The sequence below is a fragment of the Candidatus Methylomirabilis sp. genome (genome assembly GCF_028716865.1).
Lineage (GTDB): Bacteria > Methylomirabilota > Methylomirabilia > Methylomirabilales > Methylomirabilaceae > Methylomirabilis.
In genome coordinates this window covers 19,692-44,191 of the sequence record NZ_JAQUOY010000005.1, presented here as the reverse complement: position 1 = coordinate 44,191, position 24,500 = coordinate 19,692, and the positions used below count along the sequence as shown (strand labels likewise).

Here is a 24,500-nt window from a genome sequence, read left to right as displayed (position 1 = left end):
CGAGGGAAAGGTGTCAAATTGGGCCATACGTGGGAGATTACGAGTAAGTTCGTTGTGAATAATTGGAGGATATATCATGCCGCAGAGACGTACCGTTGTTCACAGTGATCCTGAGATACTCGGAGGGACGCCCGTCTTCGTTGGAACTCGCGTGCCTGTGAAAGCGCTTCTGGACTACCTGGAGGGCGGACATCGACTGGACGACTTTCTCGACGACTTCCCGACGGTGACTCGAGAGCAAGCGGTGGCTGTGCTGGAAGAGGGCATCCAGTCGGTGGTAGGTTCCAGTGCGCGTGCTGCTTGACGAGTGTGTCCCCCGCAAGCTTCGAAGCGAGTTAGTCGGGCACGATGTAAAGACGGTGGCTGAGATGGGTTGGTCCGGCACGAGAAATGGTGCCCTCCTCAGTCTTGCGGCTGGTGCATTCGACGTACTTCTGACCGTAGACCAAAGCATCCCGCATCAACAGAACTTTCAGGGGCTTGATCTGGCGCTGGTGATTGTCAGGGCGCCGAGCAGCGACATTAACGACCTGCGGCCAAAGATGCCCGATGTGCTGCGTGTTCTCGATACGATCCGACCTGGTCAGGTCGTACACGTCGGGGCCTGACTGCACGCTACATCCGACCGCCGCCCCGATCCTATGTGCACGGACTTTCGTAATGAAACACTAGATCATAGTGAGGTTGAGGAATCTTAGACGTGGCTGAATCGAACGGTAGGATCGAAGCAATTGCCGAGAAGGTCGAGACGGGGGAGCGGCTCAGCTTCGATGATGGAGTCGATCTCTTCGATCGGGCGACGCTGCTGGAGCTGTCCGCCATGGCTGACTGCGTGCGCTGGCGCTTGCATCCCGAGCCGGTTGTGACCTATGTCATCGGCCGCACTGTCAACTATACCAACATCTGCTGGGTCCAATGTTCATTCTGCGCCTTCTATCGACTGCCGACCTCTCCGGAAGCGTATCTCCTGTCCAAGGAGGAGATCTTTCAGAAAATCGAGGAGCTGATCGAGCTTGGCGGGACAGAGGTTCTGCTGCAAGGGGGGCTGAACCCCAGCCTGAAGATCGATTATTATGAGGATCTGCTCACCTCAATCAAGGCCCGTTTTCCGGTTCATCTTCATGCACTCTCCACTGTGGAAATCAGTTATATATCGAATAGTTCCAAGCTATCTCTCAAGGAAACGTTGAAGCGACTCAAAGCAGCCGGCCTCGACTCGATCCCGGGAGCGGGAGCCGAATTGTTGGTTGATGAGGTGAGACAGCGGGTCTCGCCATTGAAGGAGAGCGCATCCGATTGGCTGAACCTCATGCAGATCGCCCACGGTCTTGGAATACCCAGCTCAGCCACGATGATGTATGGGGTAGGCGAAACGTCGGCCCAGCGCGTTGAGCATTTGGTCAGGATTCGAGAGCTGCAAGATCGAACCGGCGGTTTTACGGCCTTCATTCCCTGGAGCTATCAACCGAATGGCGATGCGCTCGGGGGGACCGCGGGTAGTGGCTATAGTTATCTTCGAACCGTAGCCGTCTCCAGGGTCATGCTGGACAATGTGGAGCATATTCAGGCCGCCTGGCTGACGATGGGTCCGAAGATCGGTCAGCTTTCGCTGCAGTATGGCGTGAATGATTTCGGGAGCAGTGTCCTTGAGGAGAATGTCGTGAAGACGGCCGTTACGCGGCAGATCATGCCTCTTGAGGAGATCCGACGAAACATCCGCGATGCCGGTTTCGTTCCGAAACGTCGAAATACACGGTATGAGCTTTTGGAGTAATCCCCTGTCCACGAATCTCGCGCTGGTTCTTCTGCGACGAGGTGTCATCCTGTTCACCGGACGCGATAGATCCGATAGACCCCAAGGAATTGGATATGAGCAAGGTTGTACAAAAGCTCGATGACTATCGGTGGCTGCTCCCGCGAGACTACAAGCCTGGGATGCGGGTTCCAGGGATTATCTATGCCGATGAGGCCCTGATGGAGGCGATTATGAAAGACCTCTCCCTGGAGCAGGTGGCGAACGGCGCCTTCCTGCCGGGGATCGTTAAGGCCTCCTTCGCCATGCCTGACATCCATCAGGGGTACGGCCTGCCGGTTGGCGGGGTGGTGGCCACCGACATCACGGATGGCGTCGTATCTCCCGGTGCCGTCGGCTATGACATCAACTGCGGGGTCCGATTGCTTCGGACGGAGCTGACAAAGGAGCAGGTGCGGCCAAGGCTGAAGGAGTTAGTCCTTGCCCTCTTTCATGAGATCCCGACGGGGGTCGGCTCGCGAGGCCGGATCCGCTTGAGCAGGAAGGAGATGGAGGCGCCGCTGCTCGAGGGCGCAGCCTGGGCCGTCAAGCAGGGGTACGGAGAATCGGCGGACCTTGCCTGTATCGAATCGGGCGGCTGTCTTCCGGACGCTGACCCGGATGCCGTGAGCCATAAGGCGTTTGAGCGTGGGAGTAGCCAGCTCGGGACATTGGGCTCGGGCAATCATTTCCTTGAGGTCCAGACGGTCGCCGAGATCTACGATCCCCAGGCCGCCGAGGTCCTCGGTCTGTTCGAGGGCCAAGTGACCGTGATGATTCACACCGGCTCCAGAGGGCTTGGGCATCAGGTTTGCACAGATTCTCTGGTCGAGATGGAACGGGCGGTCATCAAGTATGGGATCGAGCTTCCAGACCGGCAACTCGCCTGCACACCTTGGAAGTCGCGGGAGGCCAAGGCGTACCTGGGCGCGATGCGGGCCGCCGCCAACTTTGCCTGGAATAATCGCCAGTGTCTGGCCCACTGGGCGAAGGAGGTGCTTCTGAAGGTCTTGAGTATCTCGCCCAGGACATTGGGACTCTCAACGGTCTATGATGTCGCCCACAACATCGTCAAGGTCGAAGAACACGAGGTCGAGGGCAGACGGCTCAAGCTGGCGGTCCACCGCAAGGGCGCCACACGCGCCTTTCCACCAAGGCACCCGGAGTTGCCGGCTCACTACCTGGCCATCGGCCAACCTGTGCTGATTCCAGGCGACATGGGCCGCGCCTCATTTGTGCTGGTGGGCACAGGCGCGATGGAGCAGACCTTCGGGAGTACCTGCCATGGGGCCGGCAGGGTCATGAGCCGACATGCCGCCATCAGGGTCGCCAAGGGTCGCGCCATCCACAGGGAGCTGGAAGATCAGGGGATCATCGTCAAGGCATCGGGCCGGGAGTCGCTGGCCGAGGAGATGCCAGAGGCGTATAAGGATGTGACCCAAGTGGTGAGGGTTGTGCACCGCGCCGGTCTCTCCAAGATGGTCGCCCGCCTATGTCCCATGGGCGTTATTAAAGGGTAAGGACCGCGATCAGAACGGTCCATTCGACATTCGACACAATGAACGCAACAGACGTAATAGACATTTTCTGAGGAACTCAACATGACAGAATGGATGACCCTGCTGTTAGGGCTCGTGATCGGAGCCGTCCTTGGATGGGTGATAAGTGCGGCCCGGGCCAAGGCTGGAGTAGGCTCTATCCTCCGAGATCAGGAGGCGCGAACCGCTGCTGCAGAGGCGCGGGTCGAGGAGATTCGCAGTCAGCTCGCTTCGGCTAAAGAGGACTTCGAGATCCTCCGGGAGGATTTACGACAGGCCGAGACGACCAGGACCGCCGCCGAAACCCGAGTTGTTGAGACCGAAAAGAACCTTGCGGAGCAGAAAGCCATCCTGGAAGATGCAAAGACCAGGTTGACTGATACATTCAAATCGCTTGCAGCCGAAGCGCTGGCCGGCAACAACACGGGGTTCCTCATTCTCGCCGAGGAGAAGTTCAAGGCGCTGAAGGATGAAGCAACTGTTGACCTGGAGACGCGCAGAAAAGCGATCGAGGCGATCATTCAGCCCCTCAGCGCAACCCTCTCCGTCTATCAGCAAGAGACAAAAGCGCTCGAAGACAAACGCCTCAGAGAGTACAGTACGGTGGGGGAACAACTGCGCGCAGTCGCGCTGGGTCAGACAACCCTTCAGAGTGAGACCGCCAAGCTGGTCAACGCGCTGCGGTCCCCACAGGTTCGCGGCCGGTGGGGAGAGATTGCGCTTCGGAAAACGGCCGAGCTTGCCGGGATGTCGCCGCACTGCGATTTTGTGGAACAGGAGAGCGTAACAACCGAAGAAGGGCGCGTCCGCCCCGATATGGTCGTCAAGCTACCGGCCGGGCGCGAGGTGGTGGTGGATTCCAAGGTCCCACTCGGCGGATTCCTCGAGGCGCTGGAAGCCAAAACAGATGAGGATCGCGAAGTGGCTCTCCTGAAGCATGCCGCCCAAGTGAACCAGCATGTCGTGAAGCTGGCCTCGAAAGAGTACTGGGATCAGTTCGCGGCCGCTCCGGAGTTCGTCGTACTCTTCATCCCGAACGATTCCTTTCTCGCCGCAGCCGCCGAGAAGGATCCGGTTCTGGTTGAATCTGCCCTCTCGAAGAAGGTGGTGATTGCCACGCCCACGACCTTTATCGCCCTGCTCCGGGCCATCGCCTATGGATGGCGACAGGAGCTTGTGGCGGAGAGCGCCCAGCGCATCTGTGCCCTGGGCCAGGAACTCGCCGACCGGATGGGGACGCTGGCCGAACACCTCATCAAGGTTGGTGGGGCCATTGGCAAGGCCGTAGATTCATATAACGCCGCGGTGGCCTCATTCGAGAGTCGCGTCCTCCCCACCGCTCGAAAGTTCCAGACGCTGGGAGCCGGCGGCAAGAAGGAGATTCAGGAACTGCAGCCGGTTGATCAGAAGCCCCGCACCCTGGCGACATTCGATAGTGATGAGACAGATAACTACTCAGGTAGATAGACTGAAGGCTGAAGACTTTTAGGAGTAAGTCGTACATGATCATACCAAATCCGAAAAAGTCTTGAAGAGCGCGCCTCGTACCTTGCGAAATTGTTCAGAGCCTTCAGCCTTTAGTCTTCAGCCTAAACACCTGAATGGTTACTGAGACGGCGTGACTCCGTTCACACTCTTACGGGTGTGTGTCGTATTCTTGACACCCCTGTGGATTGGGGGTAGATTAAAACATAATAGGAAGCGAGTACGGGAGTCTGCGGCAAGCAGGCTGAGAGGGCGACTGAAACCGTCGCCGACCGTCGGACCTGATCTGGGTCATGCCAGCGTAGGGAGCGTCCTGAAAAGGTTGAAGTGTAACGCTGGCGGTGTCTTGCCGGCGTTTTTGCTTTTCTGAGGAGGAGCCTCATATGGTCACACGGACTACTCACGGCAATGGGGACTGCGTCACGCAGATGCACTACGCCCGCAAAGGGGTAATCACTCCGGAAATGACCTACGTTGCCGAGCGGGAAGGCCTCGATGCTGAGGTCATCCGGACCGAGGTGGCCCGTGGCCGACTGATTATTCCCTGTAATATTCATCACAGAAGTCTCGAGCCGATGGGGATCGGGACGGTAGCCACTGTCAAGATTAACGCCAACATCGGCAATTCCGCCCTGACCTCCGACATCGATGGGGAGTTGCAAAAGCTGAAGCTGGCTATACAGTACGGGGCCGATACGGTCATGGACTTGAGCACGGGCGGCAACATCGACGACATCCGCCACGCAATGATTGCGGCCAGCCCGGTGCCGGTCGGTACGGTCCCTCTCTATCAGGCGGTCGCGGGCGTCACTTCGGTAGAAGAGCTGACCGCTGACGATATGATCGACATGATTGCGCACCAGGCTAAGCAGGGCGTGGACTATATGACGATTCATGCCGGTGTCTTGCGCGAGCACCTGCCGCTCGTGCAGTCCCGGATCACCGGAATCGTCAGCCGAGGCGGCGCCCTTATGGCGAGATGGATGCTTGCTCATAACGCGCAGAATCCCCTGTACACCCATTTTGGAACGCTCTGCCATATCTTCCGAAAATATGACGTCAGCTTCAGTCTGGGCGATGGGTTGAGGCCGGGTTGTACCGCAGATGCCTCCGATGCGGCCCAGTTCGCCGAGCTTCGGACATTGGGCGAGCTGACGAAGGTGGCATGGGCCCACGATGTCCAGGTGATGATCGAAGGACCTGGACACGTTCCGATGGATCAGATCGAGATGAACGTACGGATGGAGCAGGAGATCTGTCAGGAGGCGCCGTTTTACACGCTGGGCCCGCTGGTGACCGACATCGCGCCAGGGTACGATCACATCACGTCGGCGATCGGCGCAGCCATTGCCGGCTGGCACGGTACCTCGCTGCTCTGCTATGTGACACCGAAGGAGCACCTCGGCTTACCCACGCCGGAGGATGTGAAGCAGGGATGTATCGCGTACAAGATTGCCGCCCATGCAGCCGATATTGCTAGAGGCCGGAAAGGCGCGCGCGACCGCGACGATACGCTTTCCCGCGCCAGGTTCAACTTCGACTGGGACACTCAGTTTGCGCTGGCGCTCGACCCCGAGACGGCGCGCACGATGCACGATGAGAGCCTGCCGATCGAGGCGTTCAAACGCGCCGAGTTCTGTTCGATGTGCGGCCCGAAGTTCTGCTCAATGAATATCTCGTCGCGTCTTGGTGAACTGGCCGATTGTCCGTGAGCCATCCTGACGGGAGGGAGGCATCATCGCTGACATGACGAGCGCAAAATCGAGGGGTCCAACCTTCTGGGGGGGCTGCTATGGCTTCGCCTGGGTGGCGCTGCTGCTTATCCTCTTTGCTTTCATGCTGACGGGTTACGAAGATGTGTGGGGGGTCAGGGGCATGCTCGGGGCCATCGCGTTGCTGCCGATCTCGACCCTGGCCTATCCGGTCGTGGCCTGGTACCATACCGGCGCGTTCCCCTGGGTGTGGACGGTGGGGCTGCTGGCCGCGATTGGAATGGGTAAGGTGATCCTGGCTGATTGAAGGGACGTGTGCGATGGAAGAGCTGACCGGATGTGACGCGACGGTCATGATCGCAGTTAGCGAGATCGATGCGAACCTGTACTATGCGACCCGCTTTGCCGCACCGGACCCATTTATCTTCGTCCAGGCAGGCGCAGAAAAGATCGTCGTAATGAGCGACCTGGAGATGGACCGGGCCAGAAGCCAGGCGAGGGTAGATACAGTCTTATCCTATAGCGCGTATGAGCGCAGGGCGAGGGAAAAGGGCGCCGACGCACCATTCTTACTGGATGTCCTGGACCTCGTGCTGCGGGAGCGAGGCGCGCGTCATCTGCTGGTTCCCGGCAACTTCGGCGTCGCGCACGCCGATGGTCTGCGGGCGAAGGGCTACACGCTCGCCGTAAAACGTGAGCCGTTCTTTGAGGCGCGGCTGGTAAAGAGTGAAGAAGAGATTAAGGCGATTGCCCAGACCCAGCGCGTCACCGAAGAGGCCGTAGGCGCGGCGATCTCAGCGGTTCGGGCAGCCAAGGTGGAGGGTGACGGGCTCCTGTACCTCGATGGCGAGCAGTTGACCGCCGAAGGGCTCAGGAAGATCATGCATGTGAAGTTGATGGAACACGAGTGCGTGGCCCAACATACGATTGTGGCGCCCGGCCTGCAGGGAGTCGATCCCCACCATCATGGAAATGGGCCCATCAGGGCCAACGAGTCGATCGTGATCGACGTCTTTCCGAGGTCTGAGCGTAGCCGCTACTTTGCCGACATGAGCCGCACCGTCGTGAAGGGGAAGGCATCGCCGAAACTTCTGGCGATGTACAGGGCGGTCCTCAATGCCCAGGAACGCGGGATAGAGTTAATTAGGGATGGAGCCGACGGAAAGACCATTCACGCTGAAGTGAATGCGGTGCTGGAAAAAGACGGCTTCACTACCGGTATGGTAGGCGGTCGGATGCAAGGGTTTTTCCACGGCACCGGTCACGGGGTTGGCCTCGATATCCATGAACCCCCTCGTATCAGCAAGACAGGTGAAGTCCTGAGAAGCGGCTATGTGGTCACAGTTGAGCCCGGGCTCTATTATTCCGATGTCGGGGCCATTCGAATTGAAGACCTCGTGGTCGTCACGAAGGCTGGATGCCGAAACCTGACCAACTTCCCAAAAGAGATTAGCGAGTTTGAGATCGACTGATGGCGCATCTTGCCCTCCCAGCCTTTCAGGCGGTACAAGAACTGGCAGTCGGAAGCCTGTTCTGCCTGAGTCTCCTGCATTCACCCATGATCAGGCGGAGCTTTCTTCAGACCTGCGCCCTGACCTTGGTGAGCGTGTTTGGCGTGGAGATCTGGATCGGCCCAACACCGGCTTCAATGATCTTTTTCATTCTGCTCCTGTTCTATACGGGATCACTCTGGATTCCGGATGGGCGATGGCCGAGGCGGATGCTGTGGTTGAGCCTGCTGGTTGGAGCGGGAGAGATCTCTATCCTACCACTATTACTTACAAAAGAATTGCCAACCTTGCCTGAGATAGCCGCCCAGATCGTCACCACCCTTGCGTCAGCTCTTCTCCTGGGCTCAGCCTTGATCGGCATGTTACTCGGGCACCACTATCTCAGAGACCCTAAGCTACCAGTGGCGTTGATCCGCCGCCTGGCCATTCTCTTTATACTATCCACCGCGCTGCAGGGCCTGTTGTTGCTCGTGACTCTTGGATCGCTCTACCTGTTTGGCGGGGCCGATGCCGTGGCCAGGATCGAGCTTCTCTCGACCTCATACCTGGCGGTGTTTCTTGGTCGTGTGGTTGTCGGGATTCTTGGCTCGTTCGTTGTAGCGTGTGTCATCTGGGACACCTTACGTATCCCAAACGTCCAGTCTGCAACCGGTTTCTTTTACATCGCGATTGTCACCGGCGCAATTGGGGAGTTTCTGGGGCGATTCCTCTGGTATTCGACGCTCATCCCATTGTAATACGGCGCGATCTTTTCTCTGGCCCCAGTGAGGTTTCTTGCTTGTGAAGTGGATGAGGAGGTGTTATATTACAATTAGTATTCAGGATAAAATAAAGGTGGCGTAATGCGCAAGTCATTGGCTCAGGACATCTTAGATATCTTGTATTCTGATCCGAGTACACGCCGGTCGCATAAGGATGCCCTCAGCGACTGGATTCTCGACAGCCAGCCACACGGCTCCTCGCTCGACGGAATCGCCATGATTCAATACCTGGCTGAACACCATCCGGATATTCTCGCGCGGCTCAAGATCAACACTCACGTCAAGGAAGAGATTGCTCGCGTCCTGGACACCATCGGCCATAAATAGTGTACCCAGCCCTCAGCGATCAGCAATCAGCCACTCAGCCCCAGATTCAACAGAATGCCACTCGGAGACTGTTCACTGGTAGGCGTTGAGACATGATCGTAACTACCCTAGGCGTTTAGACTGAAGACTGAAGGCTATACATTATCTTGCAAGGAACGAATCAAGCTATTCAAGACCTTTTTGGTTTCGACGATCTTTGGCTCTACCAGAGAGGACTTCTCAGTGGGCAAGAAGCCCAAACGCTTCGACAAATTGCGACTTCATCAGCGCCAACTCAAATGCCAGAAGTTTTGCATGATCACTGCCTTACCTCTAAAAGCCTTCAGTTTTTAATCTCTCTACAGTAGTTACACATGATCTATGTCATCGGCGATATTCACGGGTGTCTGGAGCCGTTGCGCCGCCTCATCGCTCAGCTCCGTCTGTCCGAGGCGGACGAACTGGTCTTCCTGGGAGATTACGTTGATCGGGGACCGGATTCAAAGGGGGTCATTGATTATCTGCTGACCCTTCGTGGACGGTACACCTTCCTCATGGGCAATCATGAGCGTATGTTTCTTGATTTTCTTCAGGGAAAAGAGCGGGCGCTGTTTCTATATAACGGCGGGATTGCGACGGTAGAGAGCTACGGTGGGCTCAGCCGGATCCCTGCCGCCCACCTGGCATTCCTGGAACGCTTAAGACCGTACCATGAGACGCAGGACTATCTCTTTGTCCATGCCGGCATCAGGCCTGGAATTCCGGTGCAGGAGCAAGACGAAAGCGACCTCCTCTGGATTCGCGAGGAGTTCTACGCGTATTCAGGTCGGTACCCTAAAACAGTTGTTTTCGGCCATACGCCAATGCGAGAAGTTCTAATGGACGACGACCGGATCGGTATCGATACAGCCTGTGTCTATGGTAACAAGCTGACCTGCCTGATCCTCCCCTCACGTGAAGTGATTCAGGTTTCGAATCCTCTCGATATGTATTCGCGCACCACGCCACTCAGTCGAGGCGTCTGAAGCGCATCTTCAAGCTCAGTCTGCCGCCACTTCTGTCCCTCTCGGAGCGATCCTTTTGACCTCTGTCGGGTGGAATCCGACTTTGACAGAATCTACTGACACTCTGCCAACACGCCAAGAACTGTGCGTAGCTATGGAATTACTCCCAAGGAGCCGTCTGCGTGGGTGGCGTTGCGATTTTCACGACGGGAGGTTGAGGCGGAATCTTCAGTTACTTCCGAGAATCTATTTGGGCTTGACAAGGGTGTTGATACCATGATACCGATTCAGCCTCTCAAAGGACAACCTGCTCACTTTTTTGTCTTGTGGGATGGGGAGCTGCGCCAGCGATCCCACCAGACCAATAGAAGGTTAAGATTCAGGGCTTTCCATATTCGAGAAAGGAATCCGATCCCCACCTCAAGGGGTTGCATCGAAGCTAAACCATGAAGATCCATGAGTTTCAGGCGAAGGCGATTCTTGGCGTCTACGGGGTGCCCGTTCCAAAGGGGGAGGTGGTCACGACGCCCGTAGAGGCGGGGCGTGCTGTCGAGCGGCTTGGCGGTACCGCTGTGCTGAAGGCCCAGATTCACGCAGGCGGTCGTGGCAAGGCTGGTGGGGTCGTGCCGGTATCTTCACCGCAGGAGGCAGAGGCTGCGGCGAAGCGGCTCATTGGCTCCCGTCTGGTTACTCATCAGACCGGCCCTGAAGGGAGGGTGGTCAAGAGGATTCTGGTGGAGGAACAGGTAACCGTCGGTCGCGAGCTCTATGCTGGGATCGTCCTGGATCGCAGGGCGGCAGGGCCCGTGATCATGGCCAGCGGAACCGGCGGAGTTGAGATTGAGGAGATCGCGGCGAACTATCCGGAGAGGATTGTTCGGGTTGCAGTGGATCCGGCCACGCAGCTTCAGCCCTTCCACATCCGTCGGCTTGCTTTGGCGTTCGCGCTGCAGCAGCCGGTGAAGAATTTAGCCGCCAAGCTATTTCCGGCCATGTATCGACTCTTTCAGGAGAAAGACTGTTCGTTGGTCGAGATCAATCCCCTGGTGGTCACTGCTGAGGGTCGTCTCTTGGCCCTGGATGCCAAGCTGAATATCGATGACAATGCCCTTTTTCGTCACTCTGATCTGGCGGAACTCCGCGATCTGGACGAGGAGTTACCTCTCGAAGTTGAGGCCTCAAGGTTCGGGCTGAACTACATCAAGCTGGATGGTACCGTGGGATGCATGGTCAACGGTGCCGGCTTGGCCATGGCGACTATGGATTTGGTCAAGCTGGTCGGCGGTGAGCCGGCCAACTTTCTCGACGTCGGCGGAGGCGCCAGCGCCGAGCAGATCCAGCATGCGTTTCGCATCCTGATCTCGGATCAGTCTGTGAACGTAGTGCTTATCAACATCTTCGGGGGGATCCTCAGGTGTGACCGGTTAGCGGAGGGAGTAATTCATGCGGTTCGTTCCCTCCAGGTGACATTGCCGATCGTGGTCCGGATGGAAGGGACCAATGTGGACCAAGGCAAGCGCATGCTTGTTGAGTCCGGCTTAAAGTTCATTACGGCGGATGGGATGCAGGAAGCGGCGGAAAAGGCGGTAAAGGCCGCCAGACAACAAAAGGCTGAAAGCTGATGGCTGACAGCTTTAAAAACCATGAGCATTCTGGTAGATAAGAATACTCGCGTGGTGGTGCAGGGCATTACCGGGAAGGAAGGCACCTTTCACGCCCTGGCGTGCCGTGACTACGGAACCAGCGTGGTTGCAGGTGTCACCCCAGGTAAAGGAGGGGTACGTCACGAGGGGATTCCAGTTTTTGACACAGTGCGAGAGGCCGTAGATAAGGAGGGTGCCAATACCGCCTTGATCTTTGTCCCGGCTGCCTTTGCCGCCGATGCTATTCTGGAGGCGATCGATGGGGAGGTCCCGCTGGTAGTGTGTATTACGGAGGGGATCCCGATCTTGGATATGGTGCGGGTGGCCCGCGTCCTCCATGGGTCTCGAACTCGCTTGATTGGCCCGAACTGTCCAGGGATTATCTCTCCTGGCAAGGCCAAGGTCGGGATCATGCCCGGACACATCCACAAGCGTGGGCAGATCGGTGTGATCTCAAGGAGTGGTACGCTGACCTATGAGGCGGTGAATCAGCTTACGCGTCTGGATCTTGGCCAGTCCACCTGCATCGGGATCGGTGGGGATCCGATTATCGGTACCACCTTCGTCGATTGCCTGGCGCTGTTTGAAAGCGATGCGGCGACCGAGGCGATTCTTATAATCGGCGAAATCGGGGGTATTGCTGAAGAGGAGGCGGCAGCATTCGTTGAGCGTCACGTGTCTAAACCGGTTATCGGGTACATCGCTGGGCTTGCCGCCCCTGCCGAGCGACGCATGGGCCATGCGGGGGCGATCATCTCTGGCGGGAAAGGAACGGCAACAGAGAAGATCTCTGCCATGCGGCGCGCCGGTATCGCAATGGTGCAAAGCCCGGCGGAGATCGGAGTCGCTGTAAAAGAAGCCCTCAGCTGATGGCTGACAGCTTTTAACCAAGGAGTGAAAGCATGGAACAGACCTTAGCTATTGTAAAACCGGATGCTGTAGCGAGGGGTCTTATCGGTGAGGTGATCCGACGATTTGAGGCGGAAGGGCTGGTGGTCTGTGGGCTGAAGATGGTATGGCTGGAGCAGAAAGAGGCTGAGGGGTTCTATCAGGTGCATCAGCACCAGCCATTCTTTGACAGCCTGACGCGTTTCATGACTTCTGGTCCTTGTGTGGCGATGGTCCTCGAGGGGGAAGAGGCGATACGACGCGTTCGGACGCTGATGGGCGCTACTGATCCGCTCAAAGCCGCCGAGGGGACATTGCGGCGAAACTTTGCCGCCAGCATTGAGAAGAACGTTGTGCACGGCTCCGACTCGGCGGCATCAGCGGCCGTTGAAATCCCGTACTTTTTCTGTCGATTGGAGATTCTTCCCGTGGTCGGGAGGGGGGAAACATTGTTGGCGTGAACTGGAATCGACGGCTATTCTGTCGGGAAATTCCTTGACTTGGAAGTGCTCCCCTTGTAAAATGCGACTGGCTTTGAGGGAGTATTTGCCATGCTGGTGGATCGATCACAGATTCCTCCAGAAGGGTTAGATCTTGAAGTGCATGAAGAACCTCGCTGGGAGGGAGTTGAAGGATTATGGCTTTCACTCGCCCCGGTTGAGGCCGTATTCCATCTGGAGCGAAAGGGCAACGGCGTCCTCGCGAACGGCACCTTCACGACAACGGCAGTCGTGATGTGCAGCCGATGCTCCGAGCCGGTTTCTGTTCCCGTCTCTGATCAGTTTACGATTCTGTATGCCGGAGCCAGCGAAGCCTTTCGCGCCGAGGAGAGCGAACTCAGCGCTGCTGAGATGGATGTCGATGTGATGCAAGGTGATCGTCTTGATCTGTCTCGGCTGTTGCGCGAGAATGTCTTGCTGAACCTGCCGCTTCAGCCTCTGTGCCGGGCTGAGTGCCGCGGCCTATGTCCCCGTTGTGGAATCAACCTGAACGAGAGCTCGTGCCAGTGCCGCGTTCAGGAAAACGATCCAAGGCTTCTTCCCCTTCAACATTTATCCTAGCCACTGAACTCCAGGAGGATGAACGATGCCCCTTCCGAAACGTCGTCACAGCAATGCCCGGACACGAAAACGGCGCTCCCATGACGCCCTCTCCACGCCTGCGCTTAGTGAGTGCCCCAACTGCCATGAGCGGAAGTTGCCTCATCGTGCCTGTTCCGCTTGTGGCTATTATCGGGGCCGGGAGGTTGTGAAGCGGGAGGAAGTCTAGCCTCCCGCTCCCGATGGGCAAACAGGTATGGGAACTCGTATAGCCCTTGACGCAATGGGCGGCGACCAAGGCCCCATCGTCACCGTTGAGGGCGCAGTAGCTGCCGCCCGTGAGTTTAACCTTTCCGTGCTGCTGGTCGGGAACGAAGATGAAATCAGTCAGAGACTGAAGCAGCACGCCACGAACGGTCTTAGCATTGCGATCCGACACGCCCCCGAGACGGTCGGGATGCAAGAGTCCCCCTCTGCCGCCTTGCGAAAGAAGAAGCAGTCGTCAATCCGGGTCGGCCTGGAGTTGGTGAAGAGTGGGGAGGCCGATGCCTTTATCAGCGCCGGGAATACGGGGGCAGTAATGGCCACCGCGCTGATCACCTTGGGTCCGCTTCCCGGCGTTGAGCGTCCTGCCATCGCTCTCATCGTTCCAACGCTCAAAGGTCAGTCGCTCGTGTTGGATGTCGGCGCTAATGCTGATTGTAAAGCGCGGCATCTCCTGCAGTTTGCTATTATGGGGGATGTCTATGCGCGTCAAATCATGGGGAAGCTATCGCCTACCGTCGGTCTCCTGAGTATCGGGGAGGAGGAGAGCAAGGGGAACGAACTGACTCGAGAGGCCTTCAGGGGGCTTGAAGAGGAGCAGTCTCTGAACTTCATCGGGAACGTCGAGGGTCGTGAGGTCCTCATGGGGACTGCCGATGTCATCGTCTGCGATGGCTTCACCGGAAACATTGCCTTGAAGATTATTGAAGGCGCCGGGGAGTTTTTTACGCTCTTACTCAAGGAGGAACTGGGGAAGGGGTTAGCGGGGATGGCCGGCGCCTTATTGGCTCGAGGCGCATTTAAGCGTTTTAAGAAGCTGGTTGACTACACGGAGTACGGTGGCGCGCCACTGCTTGGGGTCCGAGGGGTCTGTATCATCGGCCACGGCCGCTCGACCGCCAAGGCCATCAAGAATGCGATCCGGGCGGCCGCCGAATGCGTCGAGAACAGGGTGATCGAACATATCATAGAAGGGATCGCCGTCAGTTAGCGAGAGGACGCATGTGATGTACGGTAGCAAGATCGCTGGCACAGGGGCCTCGGTTCCGGATCGGATCCTCACCAATGCCGAATTGGAGCAGATGGTTAGCACCAGCGATGAGTGGATTGTCACCCGGACGGGGATCTCGGAGCGGCGAATCGCCTCCGACGACCAGGCAACCTCGGATCTGGCCGAGGGGGCGGCTCGACGCGCCCTAGAGGCCGCTGCGGTTGAGCCCCATGACCTGGACCTGATCCTCGTGAATACGGTGACCCCAGACATGTTTTTCCCCTCTACCGCATGTGTGCTGCAGGAGCGACTTGGTGCGTCGCGCGCGGCGGCCTTCGATCTGTTGGCTGCGTGTACCGGCTTTATTTACGGCCTGTCAGTCGCCGATGCCTATTTGCGGGCAGGTCTCATGCGAAACATCCTGGTGATAGGGGCCGACACCCTCTCCAAGGTAGTTGACTGGAGCGATCGAGGTACCTGTGTTCTCTTTGGCGATGGGGCGGGAGCGGTGCTCCTCCAGCGAACAACCGCTGATCCCTGCATCCTCTCCACGCATCTCTATTCAGACGGATCAAAGGGGAAACATCTGATTATTCCGGGGGGGGGATCACGACTGCCTGCTTGCCAAAAGGTCATTGACGAGAAGCTGATTACGATCCGGATGCCCAACGGAAACGAGGTGTTCAAGACGGCAGTCCGGTCGATGGAAGATGCCGCTATAGCCGCGCTGAAGGCCAACGGGGCAGAAGTTTCTGACATTGATCTCTTTATTTCGCATCAGGCCAACGCCAGAATCATCTATGCGGTGGCTGAGCGGCTGGGTCTTCCGCGGGAGCGGATCTTCATGAATATTGACCGCTATGGGAATACCTCTGCCGCTTCTATCCCCATTGCCATGGATGAAGCCGTCCGGACAGGACGACTCAAATGTGGTGATTTGCTGTTGCTGACGGCCTTCGGGGGCGGGATCACCTGGGGATCGGCGCTCATCCGATGGTGAGCGTGCGCGTCTGACGCCTGATGAATGCGCTCGCGCTGGTTTTTCCCGGTCAGGGTTCGCAACGGATTGGCATGGGGCGAGATTTTTGGGCGCAGGTCCCTGAAGCCCGTCGGTTTTTCGAAAAGGGGAGCGAGTCTCTGGGAATCGACTTGGCTCGCCTCTGCTTCGAGGGCCCCGATGAGTTGCTCACGCTTACTGCGAATGCACAGCCGGCGATCATGGCGGTCAGTATGGCCGCCTTTGCTGCGCTTCAGTGTGAGGGAGTTAAGTTTGACTATGTGGCCGGTCATTCGCTTGGTGAATATTCGGCACTCGTGGCGGCCGGTAGCCTCGCATTTGAAGATGCGATTCGCGTGGTGAGAAAGAGAGGCGAGTTCATGCAGGAGGCGGTGGTCCCTGGCGCCGGCGCTATGGCGGCCATTTTAGGTCTCGACAAGGAGAGCGTCTATACGGTGTGTGGCGAGGCTGCCAGCCATGGGGTCGTCGAGGTTGCTAATCTCAATGGCCCCGGTCAGGTAGTGATTGCAGGAGAGACGAAGGCGGTCGAGCATGCCATCGAGTTGGCCAAACAACGTGGCGCCAAGCGAGCCGTGCGCTTGCAGGTGAGTGCACCCTTTCACTGTTCCTTGATGGGGCCGGCAGGCAAGCGATTGGCCGCTGTGCTTCAAGCGGTTCCGATTGCCGACCCGTTGGTCCCGTTGGTCAACAATGTCGACGCCGAGTTCCTGATGAGCAGGGAAGAGATCGCCGGAAGTCTCGTCCGCCAGGTCACCAGTCCGGTGCGGTGGGAGGATGTGGTGCGAAAGCTGGTGAAAGAAGGCGTCACCCTTTTCCTGGAGCTTGGTCCGGGAAAGGTGCTTACCGGGCTGATCAAGCGGATTGCCCCTGAGGTGACCGCGCTCTATGCAGAGGATCTGAGTTCGTTGCAGGTTGCGATCAATCAGGCGAAGGCACTTTTCTAATCCCGATGGGAACAACGATCGAACTTAAAGGGAAGGTAGCTATCGTCACCGGTGGCTCGCGTGGGATTGGGCGGGCAATTGCGCTGAAGCTTGCGGCGGAGGGTGCAAATGTGGCCATCTGCGGGAGAAACCTGGAGACAGCCGAGGGGGTAGTTGCCGAGATCGAGGCGGTCGGGGCGACCGGGGCGGCAGTGGCCGCGGACATTTCGCGGGAGTCGGACGCTGAGGGGTTGATTCAGGCCAGCATCAAGCGTTTCGGTCGTCTTGATATTCTGGTCAATAACGCCGGCATCACCAGGGACGGGCTCCTGATCCGGATGAAGGAGGAGGACTGGGATACGGTCCTGGACGTCAACCTGAAGGGAGCATTTTTTACGACCCGAGCGGCACTTCGACCAATGCTCAGGGCACAGAGCGGTCGAATCGTGAATATCAGCTCGGTTGCAGGGACGATGGGGATTCCTGGACAGGCTAACTACTCCGCAGCGAAGGCGGGCCTGATCGGTTTCACCAAGGCTGTCGCCAGGGAGGTTGCCTCCAGGTCGATCACGGTGAATGCGGTGGCTCCAGGATTCATCGAAACCGAGATGACCGCGGTCCTGTCTGAGGATCGCAGGAGGACCTACCTCAGCCAGATCCCTATGGGTCGGTTCGGGGATCCGGCGGAGGTGGCTGCCCTGGTTTCGTTTCTGGTTTCAAAAGCGGCAAGCTATATTACAGGTCAGATAATTACGATCGATGGCGGGTTGCGAACGTAAGATGCGAGCGTAATCTATAAGGCGGTACTGACCTGCCTGGCGGCAGACAGGGACCGGGGAGAGAGGGGGGACGATGGCTGACGTGATGGAGATCGAGGAGAGGGTCAAGAAGATTATCGTGGACCAATTGGGCGTTAATGCGACCGAGGTGACGCCGGAGGCTTCTTTCGTCGAAGATCTGGGCGCCGACTCGCTTGATACGGTGGAGTTGGTAATGGCCCTGGAGGAGGAGTTTGGTATCGAGATCCCTGACGAGGAGGCTGAGAAGATCGTGACCGTGAAAGACGCTATCGCACATATCAAGGCGCATCCCGCGTGACATGGCTGGCCTACCTGTTCATTGTTGATTGCGGATTGGTGATCGGGGATTTTAATCCGTTAATCGAAAATCGGCAATCTGTATGCGTAAGCCATTGGTGGGCGCTTGGGACATGAGGCTATGAGGCGAGTCGTCGCGACAGGGTTGGGCGTAGTAGCGCCAAACGGCATCGGTGTCGAAACCTTCTGGGATAACCTGGTCAACGGGGTCTCAGGGATCGACCATATCACTCGATTCGACGCCGGTTGCCACGATACGAAGATCGCTGCAGAGGTCAAGGGATTTGACCCGCTTCTCTATATGGAGAAGAAAGAGGTCAAGAAGATGGACCGGTTTATCCACTACGCCTTGGCCGGCGCCATTATGGCGGTGGGTGACGCCCAGCTCACGGTAAAGGATGTTGAACGAAGTCGCATTGGTGTCCTTATCGGCACCGGCATGGGCGGAATCCCCGCCCTGGAGGAAACGCATAAGACGTTGCTGGAAAAAGGACCTGGCCGGATCAGTCCCTTCTTCATTCCCTCGATTATCACGAACCTGGCCTCCGGTCATATCGCCATACGCTTCGGACTCCGCGGACCTAATTCATGCGTCTCGACTGCCTGCGCGACAGGGAATCATGCGATTGGTGACTCGTTCGAACTGATCAGGCGAGGGATGGCCGATGTGATGTTTGCGGGTGGAACAGAGGCCGTCATCACTCCGCTGACGATCGGAGGATTCGCCGCCATGAAGGCTCTGTCCACCAGAAATGATGCGCCGCAGCGCGCCAGCCGACCGTTCGATAAGGGACGCGATGGCTTCGTGATGGGGGAGGGCGCGGGCGTCCTGATTCTTGAGGAGTTGGATCATGCGCTGGAGCGCGGCGCCAGGATTTATGCCGAGTTAGCCGGCTACGGGATGTCGGCTGATGCCTATCACATGACTGCACCAGAGCCGGAAGGGGCCGGCGCGATCGCCTCGATGGTCCTCGCGCTGGAGTCTGCTCGGCTCCAGCCGGAAGAGGTGGATTACATCAATGCCCACGGAACATCAACGCCAGCAGGCGATGCCGCCGAGACTAAGGCGATCAAGAAGGTATTTGGAGATCACGCCTATCGACTGGCGGTGAGCTCCATCAAATCGATGACCGGACACCCCTTGGGCGCCGCTGGGGGTATCGAATCGGTGGCCACCGTGCTGACCCTCCACCATGGCGTGATCCCGCCGACCATCAACTACGATGAGCCGGACCCTGAATGTGATCTTGACTACGTCCCAAACAGAGCACGCCACGCTGAGGTGCGGGTCGCCGTCAGCAACTCGTTCGGATTTGGCGGAACCAATGCTACCCTAGTCTTCAAGCAGTATCCGTAGCGAGCATCTTTCCTGCTAAGCCTCCACTACATCGCTTTTGACAGAACCAGGACGTCAGAACCAGCCGATTAGTCCCAGGACAGGCGTATAGTCATACCGCATTTCCTATCCTATTGACTGTTGATGGGTGTGAGGGGCGAGCGCCTACGTTTCCATCAGGGGGGCGGTGGAGCGGTCCTTGGCGAAGGCGGAGAGCTTGTCCAGGACCCCGTTGACAAAGGCGCCAGAGTCTTTTCCCCCAAATGCCTTCGCCAACTCGATCGCTTCGTCGATCGCGACCTTCCAGGGCGTCTTTCCGTAAAAGAGCAGCTCAAACGCGGCTAATCGAAGGATGCAAAGATCCACGAGCGCCAGCCGCGAGAGGATCCAGTGTTCGACATGCGAGGAGAGCAGTTCATCGATCGACTTTCGGTGGTCGAGGGTGCCTCTGACCAACTCCTCAGCCAGCGATTGGGTTTCTGGTTTAACGGGGTGCTCTCCCCAGAAGGCCTGATACTGCTCCTCAAAGGCCTCCAGTGGGTAAAATTCAAGCTGATACAGGAGCGAGAGCGCGAGTTCCCGGGCGCGGTGACGTTTACCCATTGTCGGTGTTGTAGGTACAACCCTCTCGCTTGTACACTATTTGAGTTGGGCGAAGAGGTTGGCCATTTCAATCGCTGAGAGCGCCGCCTCGAACCCTTTATTGCCGCCCTTGGTCCCGGCCCGTTCGATCGCTTCATCCAGCGTGTTGGCGGTGATAACGCCAAAGATAATAGGCACCCCCGTGTCGAGACTGGCCGCCGCAATTCCCTTCGCGGCCTCCCCCGCGACGTATTCGAAGTGTGCGGTGGCGCCTCGGATGACGGCGCCCAGCGCGATGATCGCGTCGTAACGGTTCGAGACAGCCAGGCGCTTGGCTGCGTACGGCAGCTCAAAGGCGCCCGGTACCTTCACCAGGTGCAGGTCGCCATCCTCCGCGCCATGGCGGAGCAGGCAGTCAAGCGCCCCCTCCAGCAACCGGTTGGCGATCAACTCGTTCACCCGACTCACCACAAGGGCGAATCGAAATCCTCTGGCTTGGTATATCCCTTCGGTCGTCTTCACCGCACCCCTCCCATGCTGACTATTATACCGTTTCGAGCAGGTGGCCGAGCTTCTCGCGCTTGGTTCGCAGGTACGCACGGTTCTCAATGTTAGGGTGAATCTCGATAGGGACCCGCTGCACCACATGGAGACCGTACGCCTCGAGCCCGACGATCTTTCGTGGATTGTTGGTCAGTAGCCGGATATTGCACAATCCAAGGTCAGACAGGATCTGAGCGCCGATCCCATACTCTCTGAGATCGGGTTGGAACCCCAGTTTCACATTGGCCTCTACCGTGTCCAGGCCATTATCCTGTAACTCATACGCGCGCAGCTTGTTCTCGAGGCCGATGCCCCGACCTTCCTGTCGAATATACAGAAAGACCCCCTTTCCCTCGTTGGCAATCAGCTCGAGCGACTTATCCATCTGCGGTCCGCAATCGCATCGAAGGGAGCCGAAGACGTCGCCGGTGAGGCACTCGGAGTGGACCCGCACCAGCGTCTCTTCAACCGCATTGATCTCCCCCATGACCAAGGCCAGATGGTGTTTATTCTCAATCTGACTGTTATACAGGATCGCGGTAAATCGGCCGTATGGGGTCGGCAGCGTAGTCGTGGCAATGCGACTGACGAATCGCTCCCGCTTCAATCGAAATTCGATCAGGCTTTTCACGGTGATTAACTTCAAATCATGCTTGCGGGCGAAACGATGCAGTTCCGGTGTGCGGGCCATCGTTCCATCGTCGTGCATGACCTCGCAGATTACCCCGGCAGGGTACAAGCCGGCCAGTCTGGTGAGGTCAATAGCGGCCTCGGAATGCCCTGCGCGCGTCAGCACCCCTCCATCTCGTCCGCGGAGTGGAAAAGTGTGCCCCGGGCTGGTGAGATCGTCGGCTGTCGCCTTGGGGTCGATGATGGTTTGGATCGTGATCGCCCGGTCGTAGGCTGAAATTCCAGTTGTCACCTTATGTCTGGCATCGACGGACACGCAGAAAGCAGTCTCGTGGGGGGAGGTGTTGTCCGTGACCATCGGCGAGATGCCGAGCTGATCCAACCGCTCGCCGATGACGGGCATACAGATCAACCCTCGCCCCTGCGTGGCCATGAAGTTGATCGCCTCCGGCGTCACCTTCTCCGCGGCCATCGTGAGGTCGCCCTCGTTCTCCCGATCGTCGTCGTCGACGACGAGTATCATCTTGCCGTCGCGCAGGTCTCGTATCGCTTCTTCGATGGTATGAAAATGGATCGCTTTCTCCATGGCTACTCCGTGGGCACGGCTCAAACGAACCCCAGATCCCGGAGTCGCGATTCGGTGAGCCCCGCCTTCCTCGTGAGGGGTCCGAGTCCCTCAAGATATCGGACGACGTATTTTCCAAGCAGGTCCGCTTCCAGGTTGACCCGCCGCCCGACCTGCTTCCTCTCCAGCGTGGTACGATAATAGGTATGGGGAATGATGGCTACCCCAAAAGAGCGATTGTCCAGATCGGCTACCGTCAGGCTGATTCCACCCACCGCGACAGATCCCTTTTCCACAAGCAGAGGCCGCAGCGCCTCAGGGTACGCGATTGAGAACCACCACATCCCCCCGGTCTGGCGTATCTCGCGGATGGTTCCGACCCCGTCGATATGGCCGGTGACGAAGTGACCTCCGAGTCGATCCGTCGGTCGGCAGGGCCGTTCCAGGTTCACGGGATCGCCGATCCGGAGCTCTCCTAGGGTTGTACGCGCCAAGGTCTCCTCGGACAGATCAGCCTCGAACAGGGGAGGCGTCGTTCTTGTAGCCGTGAGGCAGGCCCCATCGACCGCAATGCTGTCCCCGATGGCGAGGGAAGAGGCGATCTGTTGCCCTGTAATGGCAAGCTTCGCGATGGCGCCTTCCCGGCGCACTCGCTGGACTTGGCCTACCTCTTCGATCAGTCCGGTAAACATCCCGTTGGCTTATTAGGTTTCTTCATGCCTCGAGCGGTATCCTTCAATCAACAGGTCGTCTTCCAGTTGTTCCATGCGCAAGCGATGCAGCCGGAAGGCATGGCTGATCTCTTCAACGCCTGCTCCCCCGAAAAGGCTTGGGGCGGTCTTCCCTCCCACCAGCAGGGGGGCCACAAAGAGACGGAACTTATCGACGATCTCCTCTTCAATGGCAGAGGTGAAGATACCCTCTCCGCCCTCAATCATCACACTTGTCACCTCGCGCTCGCCGAGGAGTTTCAGGAGGTGTGTAAGGCGAACCCGTCCATGGGAGTCGCCAGCTTCGAGTACCGTTAGTCCACGGCGAAGCAGGGCTCTAATTCGCTCAGCGGGCGCATCGGAGGCGACGGCGACCCAGGTTCGCGAGGCGGCACCGGCTTGAAAGACCTGCGCATCCAGCGGCAGCGTACCGAGTCCATCTACGATGACCCGGATCGGGTCGCGCCCGCCCTCTTGGAGCCTGGTTGTAAGCCTGGGATTGTCGCGCCGGACCGTCCCGATCCCGACGATGATCGCGTCCACCTGATCCCGCATCGCGTGCACATGCTCGCGCGAGCGTTCCCCGGAGATCCACCGAGCGTCTCCGGTCCGGGTGGCAATCTTACCGTCCAGGCTGATTGCGGCCTTGAGGAGCACAAACGGGATGCGACGTTTGATAAATTTTACAAAGGCTTCGTTGAGGCTCGCCGCTTCTTCTGACAACAGCCCAAGCTCGACGATAATCCCTGCCGCGCGCAGCATTTGCGCGCCTCTGCCGGAGACGAGCGGATTAGGATCAAGGGTTGGAATAACGACCCGACGAATGCCGGCTTGAATAATCCGATCGGTGCATGGTGGGGTTCGACCGTGATGGCAGCACGGCTCAAGCGTGACATAGAGGTCGGCGTCGTTCGCCGCCCCGGCCGCGCTCTCCAACGCCATCACCTCTGCGTGTGGCTCGCCGGCTCGCGCATGGTATCCCTCGGAAATGATGCAGCCGTCCCGCATCACCACCGCACCCACCATTGGGTTGGGACTTGTGCGTCCGTACCCCTTTGCCGCAAGAGAAAGGGCACGCCGCATGAATAGCTCGTCGTCAGGACTGAACATCTGGCCTCAATGAGGGAAAGCGGACTTTCTGAGGAATTACATGCAGTTACCCTAGCATTGGGTCAAGGTGGGTGTCAAGCCGAAAACGGAACGGGTGGGGGATTAGGACCGTGCGAACAGGGCGTCCGTGAAGGTTTCCGGGACAAACGGCTGCAGATCGTCAACGCCCTCGCCCAGGCCGACGAAGGTGATCGGGAGTTTCAACTGATCGGCGATCGCGACCACGACGCCCCCTTTTGCGGTACCGTCCAGCTTGGTCAGGATCAGACCCGTCAGTCCCACAGCCTCGTGAAAGTGCTTCGCCTGGACCAGTGCGTTCAGGCCGGAGGTGCTATCGAGTACCAGGATCCGTTCGTGAGGCGCGTCCGGCATCTGACGCGAGATGACTCGCTGGATCTTCTTCAACTCCTCCATCAGGTTCCGTTTGGTGTGCAGGCGGCCGGCCGTATCGATAAGCAGGTGGCTGGCGCCGCGTGCGCAGGCGGCCTGGACGGCATCGAACACCACCGCAGAGGGATCGGCCCCGGCCTGGTGGCAGATGACATCGGCGCCCACACGTCGGCCCCACAGTTGAAGCTGCTCGATAGCCGCCGCCCGAAAGGTGTCGGCTCCGGCTAACACCACGAGTCCGCCGTTACTGATGAGGCGGTTCGCAAACTTCCCGATGGTGGTGGTCTTCCCGGACCCGTTGATTCCGAGAAAAAGCAGGACCTGCGGTTTCGTCTGAGGGTCCTTGGATAAAGAGGGCGGTGCGGTTTCGTTGAGGACAGCAAGGATACCACGCTTGAGGGCGGCTTCTACTTGGTCCATGTTGCTGAGATCACGGCGGCTGAGACGCTCCTGAAGGGGCGTTATGAGTTGTTGCGCCAGTGCAGGGCCAAAATCGGCGGCGATCAGGAGCTCTTCCAGCGTCTCCAGATGCTCGGCACTGGGGGCACTGGTGCCGAATAGCCGTTCAATCTGCCCCACCAATCCTTGGCGGGTTCGAGCGAGTCCGGATACAAGTCGTTTAAACAGGCCCTGGCGTGGGGAGTCGTTCGTCAGCAGAGTC

28 protein-coding genes and 1 riboswitch are annotated in these 24,500 nt (G+C 58.2%); of the genes, 22 read left to right on the top strand and 6 right to left on the bottom strand.

The window, feature by feature from the left end; all coding sequences use genetic code 11:
• Positions 1 to 76 precede the first annotated feature (76 nt).
• From PHV01_RS03510 to fabF, 22 genes are all read left to right on the top strand, one after another.
• Positions 77 to 304 carry a DUF433 domain-containing protein gene (locus PHV01_RS03510; protein ID WP_337289766.1) on the top strand — a complete coding sequence of 76 codons (228 nt, stop codon included), beginning with the start codon at positions 77 to 79 and terminating at the stop codon, positions 302 to 304.
• A complete protein-coding gene (locus PHV01_RS03505; RefSeq protein ID WP_337289765.1) occupies positions 288 to 608 on the top strand; it encodes a DUF5615 family PIN-like protein in 321 nt (106 codons plus the stop codon). Before PHV01_RS03510 ends, PHV01_RS03505 begins: the two co-directional genes overlap by 17 nt.
• A 92-nt stretch (positions 609 to 700) precedes the next feature.
• The gene (gene mqnC / locus PHV01_RS03500) at positions 701 to 1,774 is read left to right on the top strand and encodes a cyclic dehypoxanthinyl futalosine synthase (protein ID WP_337289764.1); all 1,074 of its coding nucleotides are present in this window, start codon (positions 701 to 703) and stop codon (positions 1,772 to 1,774) included.
• A 95-nt stretch (positions 1,775 to 1,869) separates the two neighbouring features.
• The gene (locus PHV01_RS03495) at positions 1,870 to 3,312 is read left to right on the top strand and encodes an RtcB family protein (RefSeq protein ID WP_337289763.1); all 1,443 of its coding nucleotides are present in this window, start codon (positions 1,870 to 1,872) and stop codon (positions 3,310 to 3,312) included.
• Between the two features lie 81 nt (positions 3,313 to 3,393).
• A complete protein-coding gene (gene rmuC / locus PHV01_RS03490) occupies positions 3,394 to 4,797 on the top strand; it encodes a DNA recombination protein RmuC (RefSeq protein WP_337289762.1) in 1,404 nt (467 codons plus the stop codon).
• Positions 4,798 to 5,027: 230 nt separating this feature from the next.
• Positions 5,028 to 5,140: riboswitch (TPP riboswitch) on the top strand.
• A gap of 58 nt (positions 5,141 to 5,198) precedes the next feature.
• Entirely contained in the window at positions 5,199 to 6,527 is a 1,329-nt protein-coding gene (gene thiC / locus PHV01_RS03485; protein ID WP_337289761.1) for a phosphomethylpyrimidine synthase ThiC, read from the top strand.
• Between the two features lie 34 nt (positions 6,528 to 6,561).
• Positions 6,562 to 6,834 carry a hypothetical protein gene (locus tag PHV01_RS03480; protein ID WP_337289760.1) on the top strand — a complete coding sequence of 91 codons (273 nt, stop codon included), beginning with the start codon at positions 6,562 to 6,564 and terminating at the stop codon, positions 6,832 to 6,834.
• 13 nt (positions 6,835 to 6,847) lie between these two features.
• A complete protein-coding gene (locus PHV01_RS03475; RefSeq protein WP_337289759.1) occupies positions 6,848 to 7,999 on the top strand; it encodes a Xaa-Pro peptidase family protein in 1,152 nt (383 codons plus the stop codon).
• Positions 7,999 to 8,775, top strand: a complete 777-nt coding sequence (locus PHV01_RS03470; RefSeq protein ID WP_337289758.1) for a hypothetical protein — start codon at positions 7,999 to 8,001, stop codon at positions 8,773 to 8,775. The genes PHV01_RS03475 and PHV01_RS03470 overlap by 1 nt, the downstream gene beginning before the upstream one ends.
• A 105-nt stretch (positions 8,776 to 8,880) precedes the next feature.
• Positions 8,881 to 9,126, top strand: a complete 246-nt coding sequence (locus tag PHV01_RS03465) for a hypothetical protein (protein WP_337289757.1) — start codon at positions 8,881 to 8,883, stop codon at positions 9,124 to 9,126.
• 353 nt (positions 9,127 to 9,479) lie between these two features.
• Positions 9,480 to 10,130 carry a metallophosphoesterase family protein gene (locus tag PHV01_RS03460; RefSeq protein WP_337289756.1) on the top strand — a complete coding sequence of 217 codons (651 nt, stop codon included), beginning with the start codon at positions 9,480 to 9,482 and terminating at the stop codon, positions 10,128 to 10,130.
• A gap of 425 nt (positions 10,131 to 10,555) precedes the next feature.
• Positions 10,556 to 11,731 carry an ADP-forming succinate--CoA ligase subunit beta gene (gene sucC / locus PHV01_RS03455; RefSeq protein WP_337289755.1) on the top strand — a complete coding sequence of 392 codons (1,176 nt, stop codon included), beginning with the start codon at positions 10,556 to 10,558 and terminating at the stop codon, positions 11,729 to 11,731.
• Between the two features lie 21 nt (positions 11,732 to 11,752).
• Entirely contained in the window at positions 11,753 to 12,622 is an 870-nt protein-coding gene (gene sucD, locus PHV01_RS03450; RefSeq protein WP_337289754.1) for a succinate--CoA ligase subunit alpha, read from the top strand.
• Positions 12,623 to 12,654: 32 nt separating this feature from the next.
• The gene (ndk, locus tag PHV01_RS03445) at positions 12,655 to 13,101 is read left to right on the top strand and encodes a nucleoside-diphosphate kinase (protein ID WP_337289753.1); all 447 of its coding nucleotides are present in this window, start codon (positions 12,655 to 12,657) and stop codon (positions 13,099 to 13,101) included.
• Between the two features lie 90 nt (positions 13,102 to 13,191).
• Complete coding sequence (locus PHV01_RS03440) at positions 13,192 to 13,701, top strand: DUF177 domain-containing protein (protein WP_337289752.1); 510 nt, start codon at positions 13,192 to 13,194, stop codon at positions 13,699 to 13,701.
• Between the two features lie 25 nt (positions 13,702 to 13,726).
• Entirely contained in the window at positions 13,727 to 13,909 is a 183-nt protein-coding gene (gene rpmF / locus PHV01_RS03435; RefSeq protein WP_337289751.1) for a 50S ribosomal protein L32, read from the top strand.
• A 27-nt stretch (positions 13,910 to 13,936) separates the two neighbouring features.
• Positions 13,937 to 14,935 (top strand): phosphate acyltransferase PlsX, encoded by a 999-nt coding sequence (plsX, locus tag PHV01_RS03430; RefSeq protein ID WP_337289750.1) that lies wholly within the window; start codon positions 13,937 to 13,939, stop codon positions 14,933 to 14,935.
• A gap of 16 nt (positions 14,936 to 14,951) precedes the next feature.
• The gene (locus PHV01_RS03425) at positions 14,952 to 15,935 is read left to right on the top strand and encodes a beta-ketoacyl-ACP synthase III (protein ID WP_337289749.1); all 984 of its coding nucleotides are present in this window, start codon (positions 14,952 to 14,954) and stop codon (positions 15,933 to 15,935) included.
• Positions 15,936 to 15,955: 20 nt separating this feature from the next.
• On the top strand, positions 15,956 to 16,897 hold the full coding sequence (gene fabD, locus PHV01_RS03420; protein WP_337289748.1) for an ACP S-malonyltransferase: 942 nt from the start codon (positions 15,956 to 15,958) through the stop codon (positions 16,895 to 16,897).
• 5 nt (positions 16,898 to 16,902) lie between these two features.
• Complete coding sequence (gene fabG / locus PHV01_RS03415) at positions 16,903 to 17,655, top strand: 3-oxoacyl-[acyl-carrier-protein] reductase (RefSeq protein ID WP_337289747.1); 753 nt, start codon at positions 16,903 to 16,905, stop codon at positions 17,653 to 17,655.
• An 85-nt stretch (positions 17,656 to 17,740) separates the two neighbouring features.
• Positions 17,741 to 17,974, top strand: coding sequence for an acyl carrier protein (acpP, locus tag PHV01_RS03410; protein WP_117278035.1), 234 nt, complete (start codon positions 17,741 to 17,743; stop codon positions 17,972 to 17,974).
• Between the two features lie 120 nt (positions 17,975 to 18,094).
• Positions 18,095 to 19,330 carry a beta-ketoacyl-ACP synthase II gene (gene fabF, locus PHV01_RS03405; protein WP_337289746.1) on the top strand — a complete coding sequence of 412 codons (1,236 nt, stop codon included), beginning with the start codon at positions 18,095 to 18,097 and terminating at the stop codon, positions 19,328 to 19,330.
• Positions 19,331 to 19,474: 144 nt separating this feature from the next.
• Here the strand turns inward: fabF and nusB are convergent, their stop codons facing one another.
• The 6 genes from nusB to ftsY form a co-directional block, all read right to left on the bottom strand.
• Positions 19,475 to 19,912: a transcription antitermination factor NusB gene (gene nusB, locus PHV01_RS03400; protein WP_337289745.1), complete on the bottom strand. Its 438-nt coding sequence runs from the start codon at positions 19,910 to 19,912 to the stop codon at positions 19,475 to 19,477.
• Between the two features lie 36 nt (positions 19,913 to 19,948).
• Positions 19,949 to 20,413: a 6,7-dimethyl-8-ribityllumazine synthase gene (gene ribE, locus PHV01_RS03395; protein WP_337289744.1), complete on the bottom strand. Its 465-nt coding sequence runs from the start codon at positions 20,411 to 20,413 to the stop codon at positions 19,949 to 19,951.
• A gap of 22 nt (positions 20,414 to 20,435) precedes the next feature.
• Positions 20,436 to 21,650 carry a bifunctional 3,4-dihydroxy-2-butanone-4-phosphate synthase/GTP cyclohydrolase II gene (locus PHV01_RS03390; protein WP_337289743.1) on the bottom strand — a complete coding sequence of 405 codons (1,215 nt, stop codon included), beginning with the start codon at positions 21,648 to 21,650 and terminating at the stop codon, positions 20,436 to 20,438.
• Positions 21,651 to 21,670: 20 nt separating this feature from the next.
• Positions 21,671 to 22,321 carry a riboflavin synthase gene (locus PHV01_RS03385; protein WP_337289742.1) on the bottom strand — a complete coding sequence of 217 codons (651 nt, stop codon included), beginning with the start codon at positions 22,319 to 22,321 and terminating at the stop codon, positions 21,671 to 21,673.
• A gap of 12 nt (positions 22,322 to 22,333) precedes the next feature.
• Positions 22,334 to 23,449 (bottom strand): bifunctional diaminohydroxyphosphoribosylaminopyrimidine deaminase/5-amino-6-(5-phosphoribosylamino)uracil reductase RibD, encoded by a 1,116-nt coding sequence (gene ribD / locus PHV01_RS03380; protein ID WP_337289741.1) that lies wholly within the window; start codon positions 23,447 to 23,449, stop codon positions 22,334 to 22,336.
• Between the two features lie 102 nt (positions 23,450 to 23,551).
• Positions 23,552 to 24,418 carry a signal recognition particle-docking protein FtsY gene (gene ftsY, locus PHV01_RS03375; protein WP_337289740.1) on the bottom strand — a complete coding sequence of 289 codons (867 nt, stop codon included), beginning with the start codon at positions 24,416 to 24,418 and terminating at the stop codon, positions 23,552 to 23,554.
• Positions 24,419 to 24,500: the final 82 nt, after the last annotated feature.

What these genes read in the sequence shown, in the direction of transcription:
- plsX (WP_337289750.1), top strand. Translation starts at nt 13,937, where the DNA reads ATGGGAACTCGTATAGCCCTTGACGCAATGGGCGGCGACCAAGGCCCC.
- acpP (WP_117278035.1), top strand. Translation starts at nt 17,741, where the DNA reads ATGGAGATCGAGGAGAGGGTCAAGAAGATTATCGTGGACCAATTGGGC.
- PHV01_RS03480 (WP_337289760.1), top strand. Translation starts at nt 6,562, where the DNA reads ATGACGAGCGCAAAATCGAGGGGTCCAACCTTCTGGGGGGGCTGCTAT.
- fabD (WP_337289748.1), top strand. Translation starts at nt 15,956, where the DNA reads ATGAATGCGCTCGCGCTGGTTTTTCCCGGTCAGGGTTCGCAACGGATT.
- nusB (WP_337289745.1), bottom strand. Translation starts at nt 19,912, where the DNA reads ATGGGTAAACGTCACCGCGCCCGGGAACTCGCGCTCTCGCTCCTGTAT.
- rmuC (WP_337289762.1), top strand. Translation starts at nt 3,394, where the DNA reads ATGACAGAATGGATGACCCTGCTGTTAGGGCTCGTGATCGGAGCCGTC.
- PHV01_RS03425 (WP_337289749.1), top strand. Translation starts at nt 14,952, where the DNA reads ATGTACGGTAGCAAGATCGCTGGCACAGGGGCCTCGGTTCCGGATCGG.
- sucD (WP_337289754.1), top strand. Translation starts at nt 11,753, where the DNA reads ATGAGCATTCTGGTAGATAAGAATACTCGCGTGGTGGTGCAGGGCATT.
- ribD (WP_337289741.1), bottom strand. Translation starts at nt 23,449, where the DNA reads ATGTTCAGTCCTGACGACGAGCTATTCATGCGGCGTGCCCTTTCTCTT.
- fabF (WP_337289746.1), top strand. Translation starts at nt 18,095, where the DNA reads ATGAGGCGAGTCGTCGCGACAGGGTTGGGCGTAGTAGCGCCAAACGGC.
- PHV01_RS03390 (WP_337289743.1), bottom strand. Translation starts at nt 21,650, where the DNA reads ATGGAGAAAGCGATCCATTTTCATACCATCGAAGAAGCGATACGAGAC.
- PHV01_RS03385 (WP_337289742.1), bottom strand. Translation starts at nt 22,321, where the DNA reads ATGTTTACCGGACTGATCGAAGAGGTAGGCCAAGTCCAGCGAGTGCGC.
- ndk (WP_337289753.1), top strand. Translation starts at nt 12,655, where the DNA reads ATGGAACAGACCTTAGCTATTGTAAAACCGGATGCTGTAGCGAGGGGT.
- PHV01_RS03475 (WP_337289759.1), top strand. Translation starts at nt 6,848, where the DNA reads ATGGAAGAGCTGACCGGATGTGACGCGACGGTCATGATCGCAGTTAGC.
- PHV01_RS03460 (WP_337289756.1), top strand. Translation starts at nt 9,480, where the DNA reads ATGATCTATGTCATCGGCGATATTCACGGGTGTCTGGAGCCGTTGCGC.
- PHV01_RS03465 (WP_337289757.1), top strand. Translation starts at nt 8,881, where the DNA reads ATGCGCAAGTCATTGGCTCAGGACATCTTAGATATCTTGTATTCTGAT.
- PHV01_RS03495 (WP_337289763.1), top strand. Translation starts at nt 1,870, where the DNA reads ATGAGCAAGGTTGTACAAAAGCTCGATGACTATCGGTGGCTGCTCCCG.
- fabG (WP_337289747.1), top strand. Translation starts at nt 16,903, where the DNA reads ATGGGAACAACGATCGAACTTAAAGGGAAGGTAGCTATCGTCACCGGT.
- PHV01_RS03440 (WP_337289752.1), top strand. Translation starts at nt 13,192, where the DNA reads ATGCTGGTGGATCGATCACAGATTCCTCCAGAAGGGTTAGATCTTGAA.
- sucC (WP_337289755.1), top strand. Translation starts at nt 10,556, where the DNA reads ATGAAGATCCATGAGTTTCAGGCGAAGGCGATTCTTGGCGTCTACGGG.
- rpmF (WP_337289751.1), top strand. Translation starts at nt 13,727, where the DNA reads ATGCCCCTTCCGAAACGTCGTCACAGCAATGCCCGGACACGAAAACGG.
- PHV01_RS03470 (WP_337289758.1), top strand. Translation starts at nt 7,999, where the DNA reads ATGGCGCATCTTGCCCTCCCAGCCTTTCAGGCGGTACAAGAACTGGCA.
- thiC (WP_337289761.1), top strand. Translation starts at nt 5,199, where the DNA reads ATGGTCACACGGACTACTCACGGCAATGGGGACTGCGTCACGCAGATG.
- PHV01_RS03510 (WP_337289766.1), top strand. Translation starts at nt 77, where the DNA reads ATGCCGCAGAGACGTACCGTTGTTCACAGTGATCCTGAGATACTCGGA.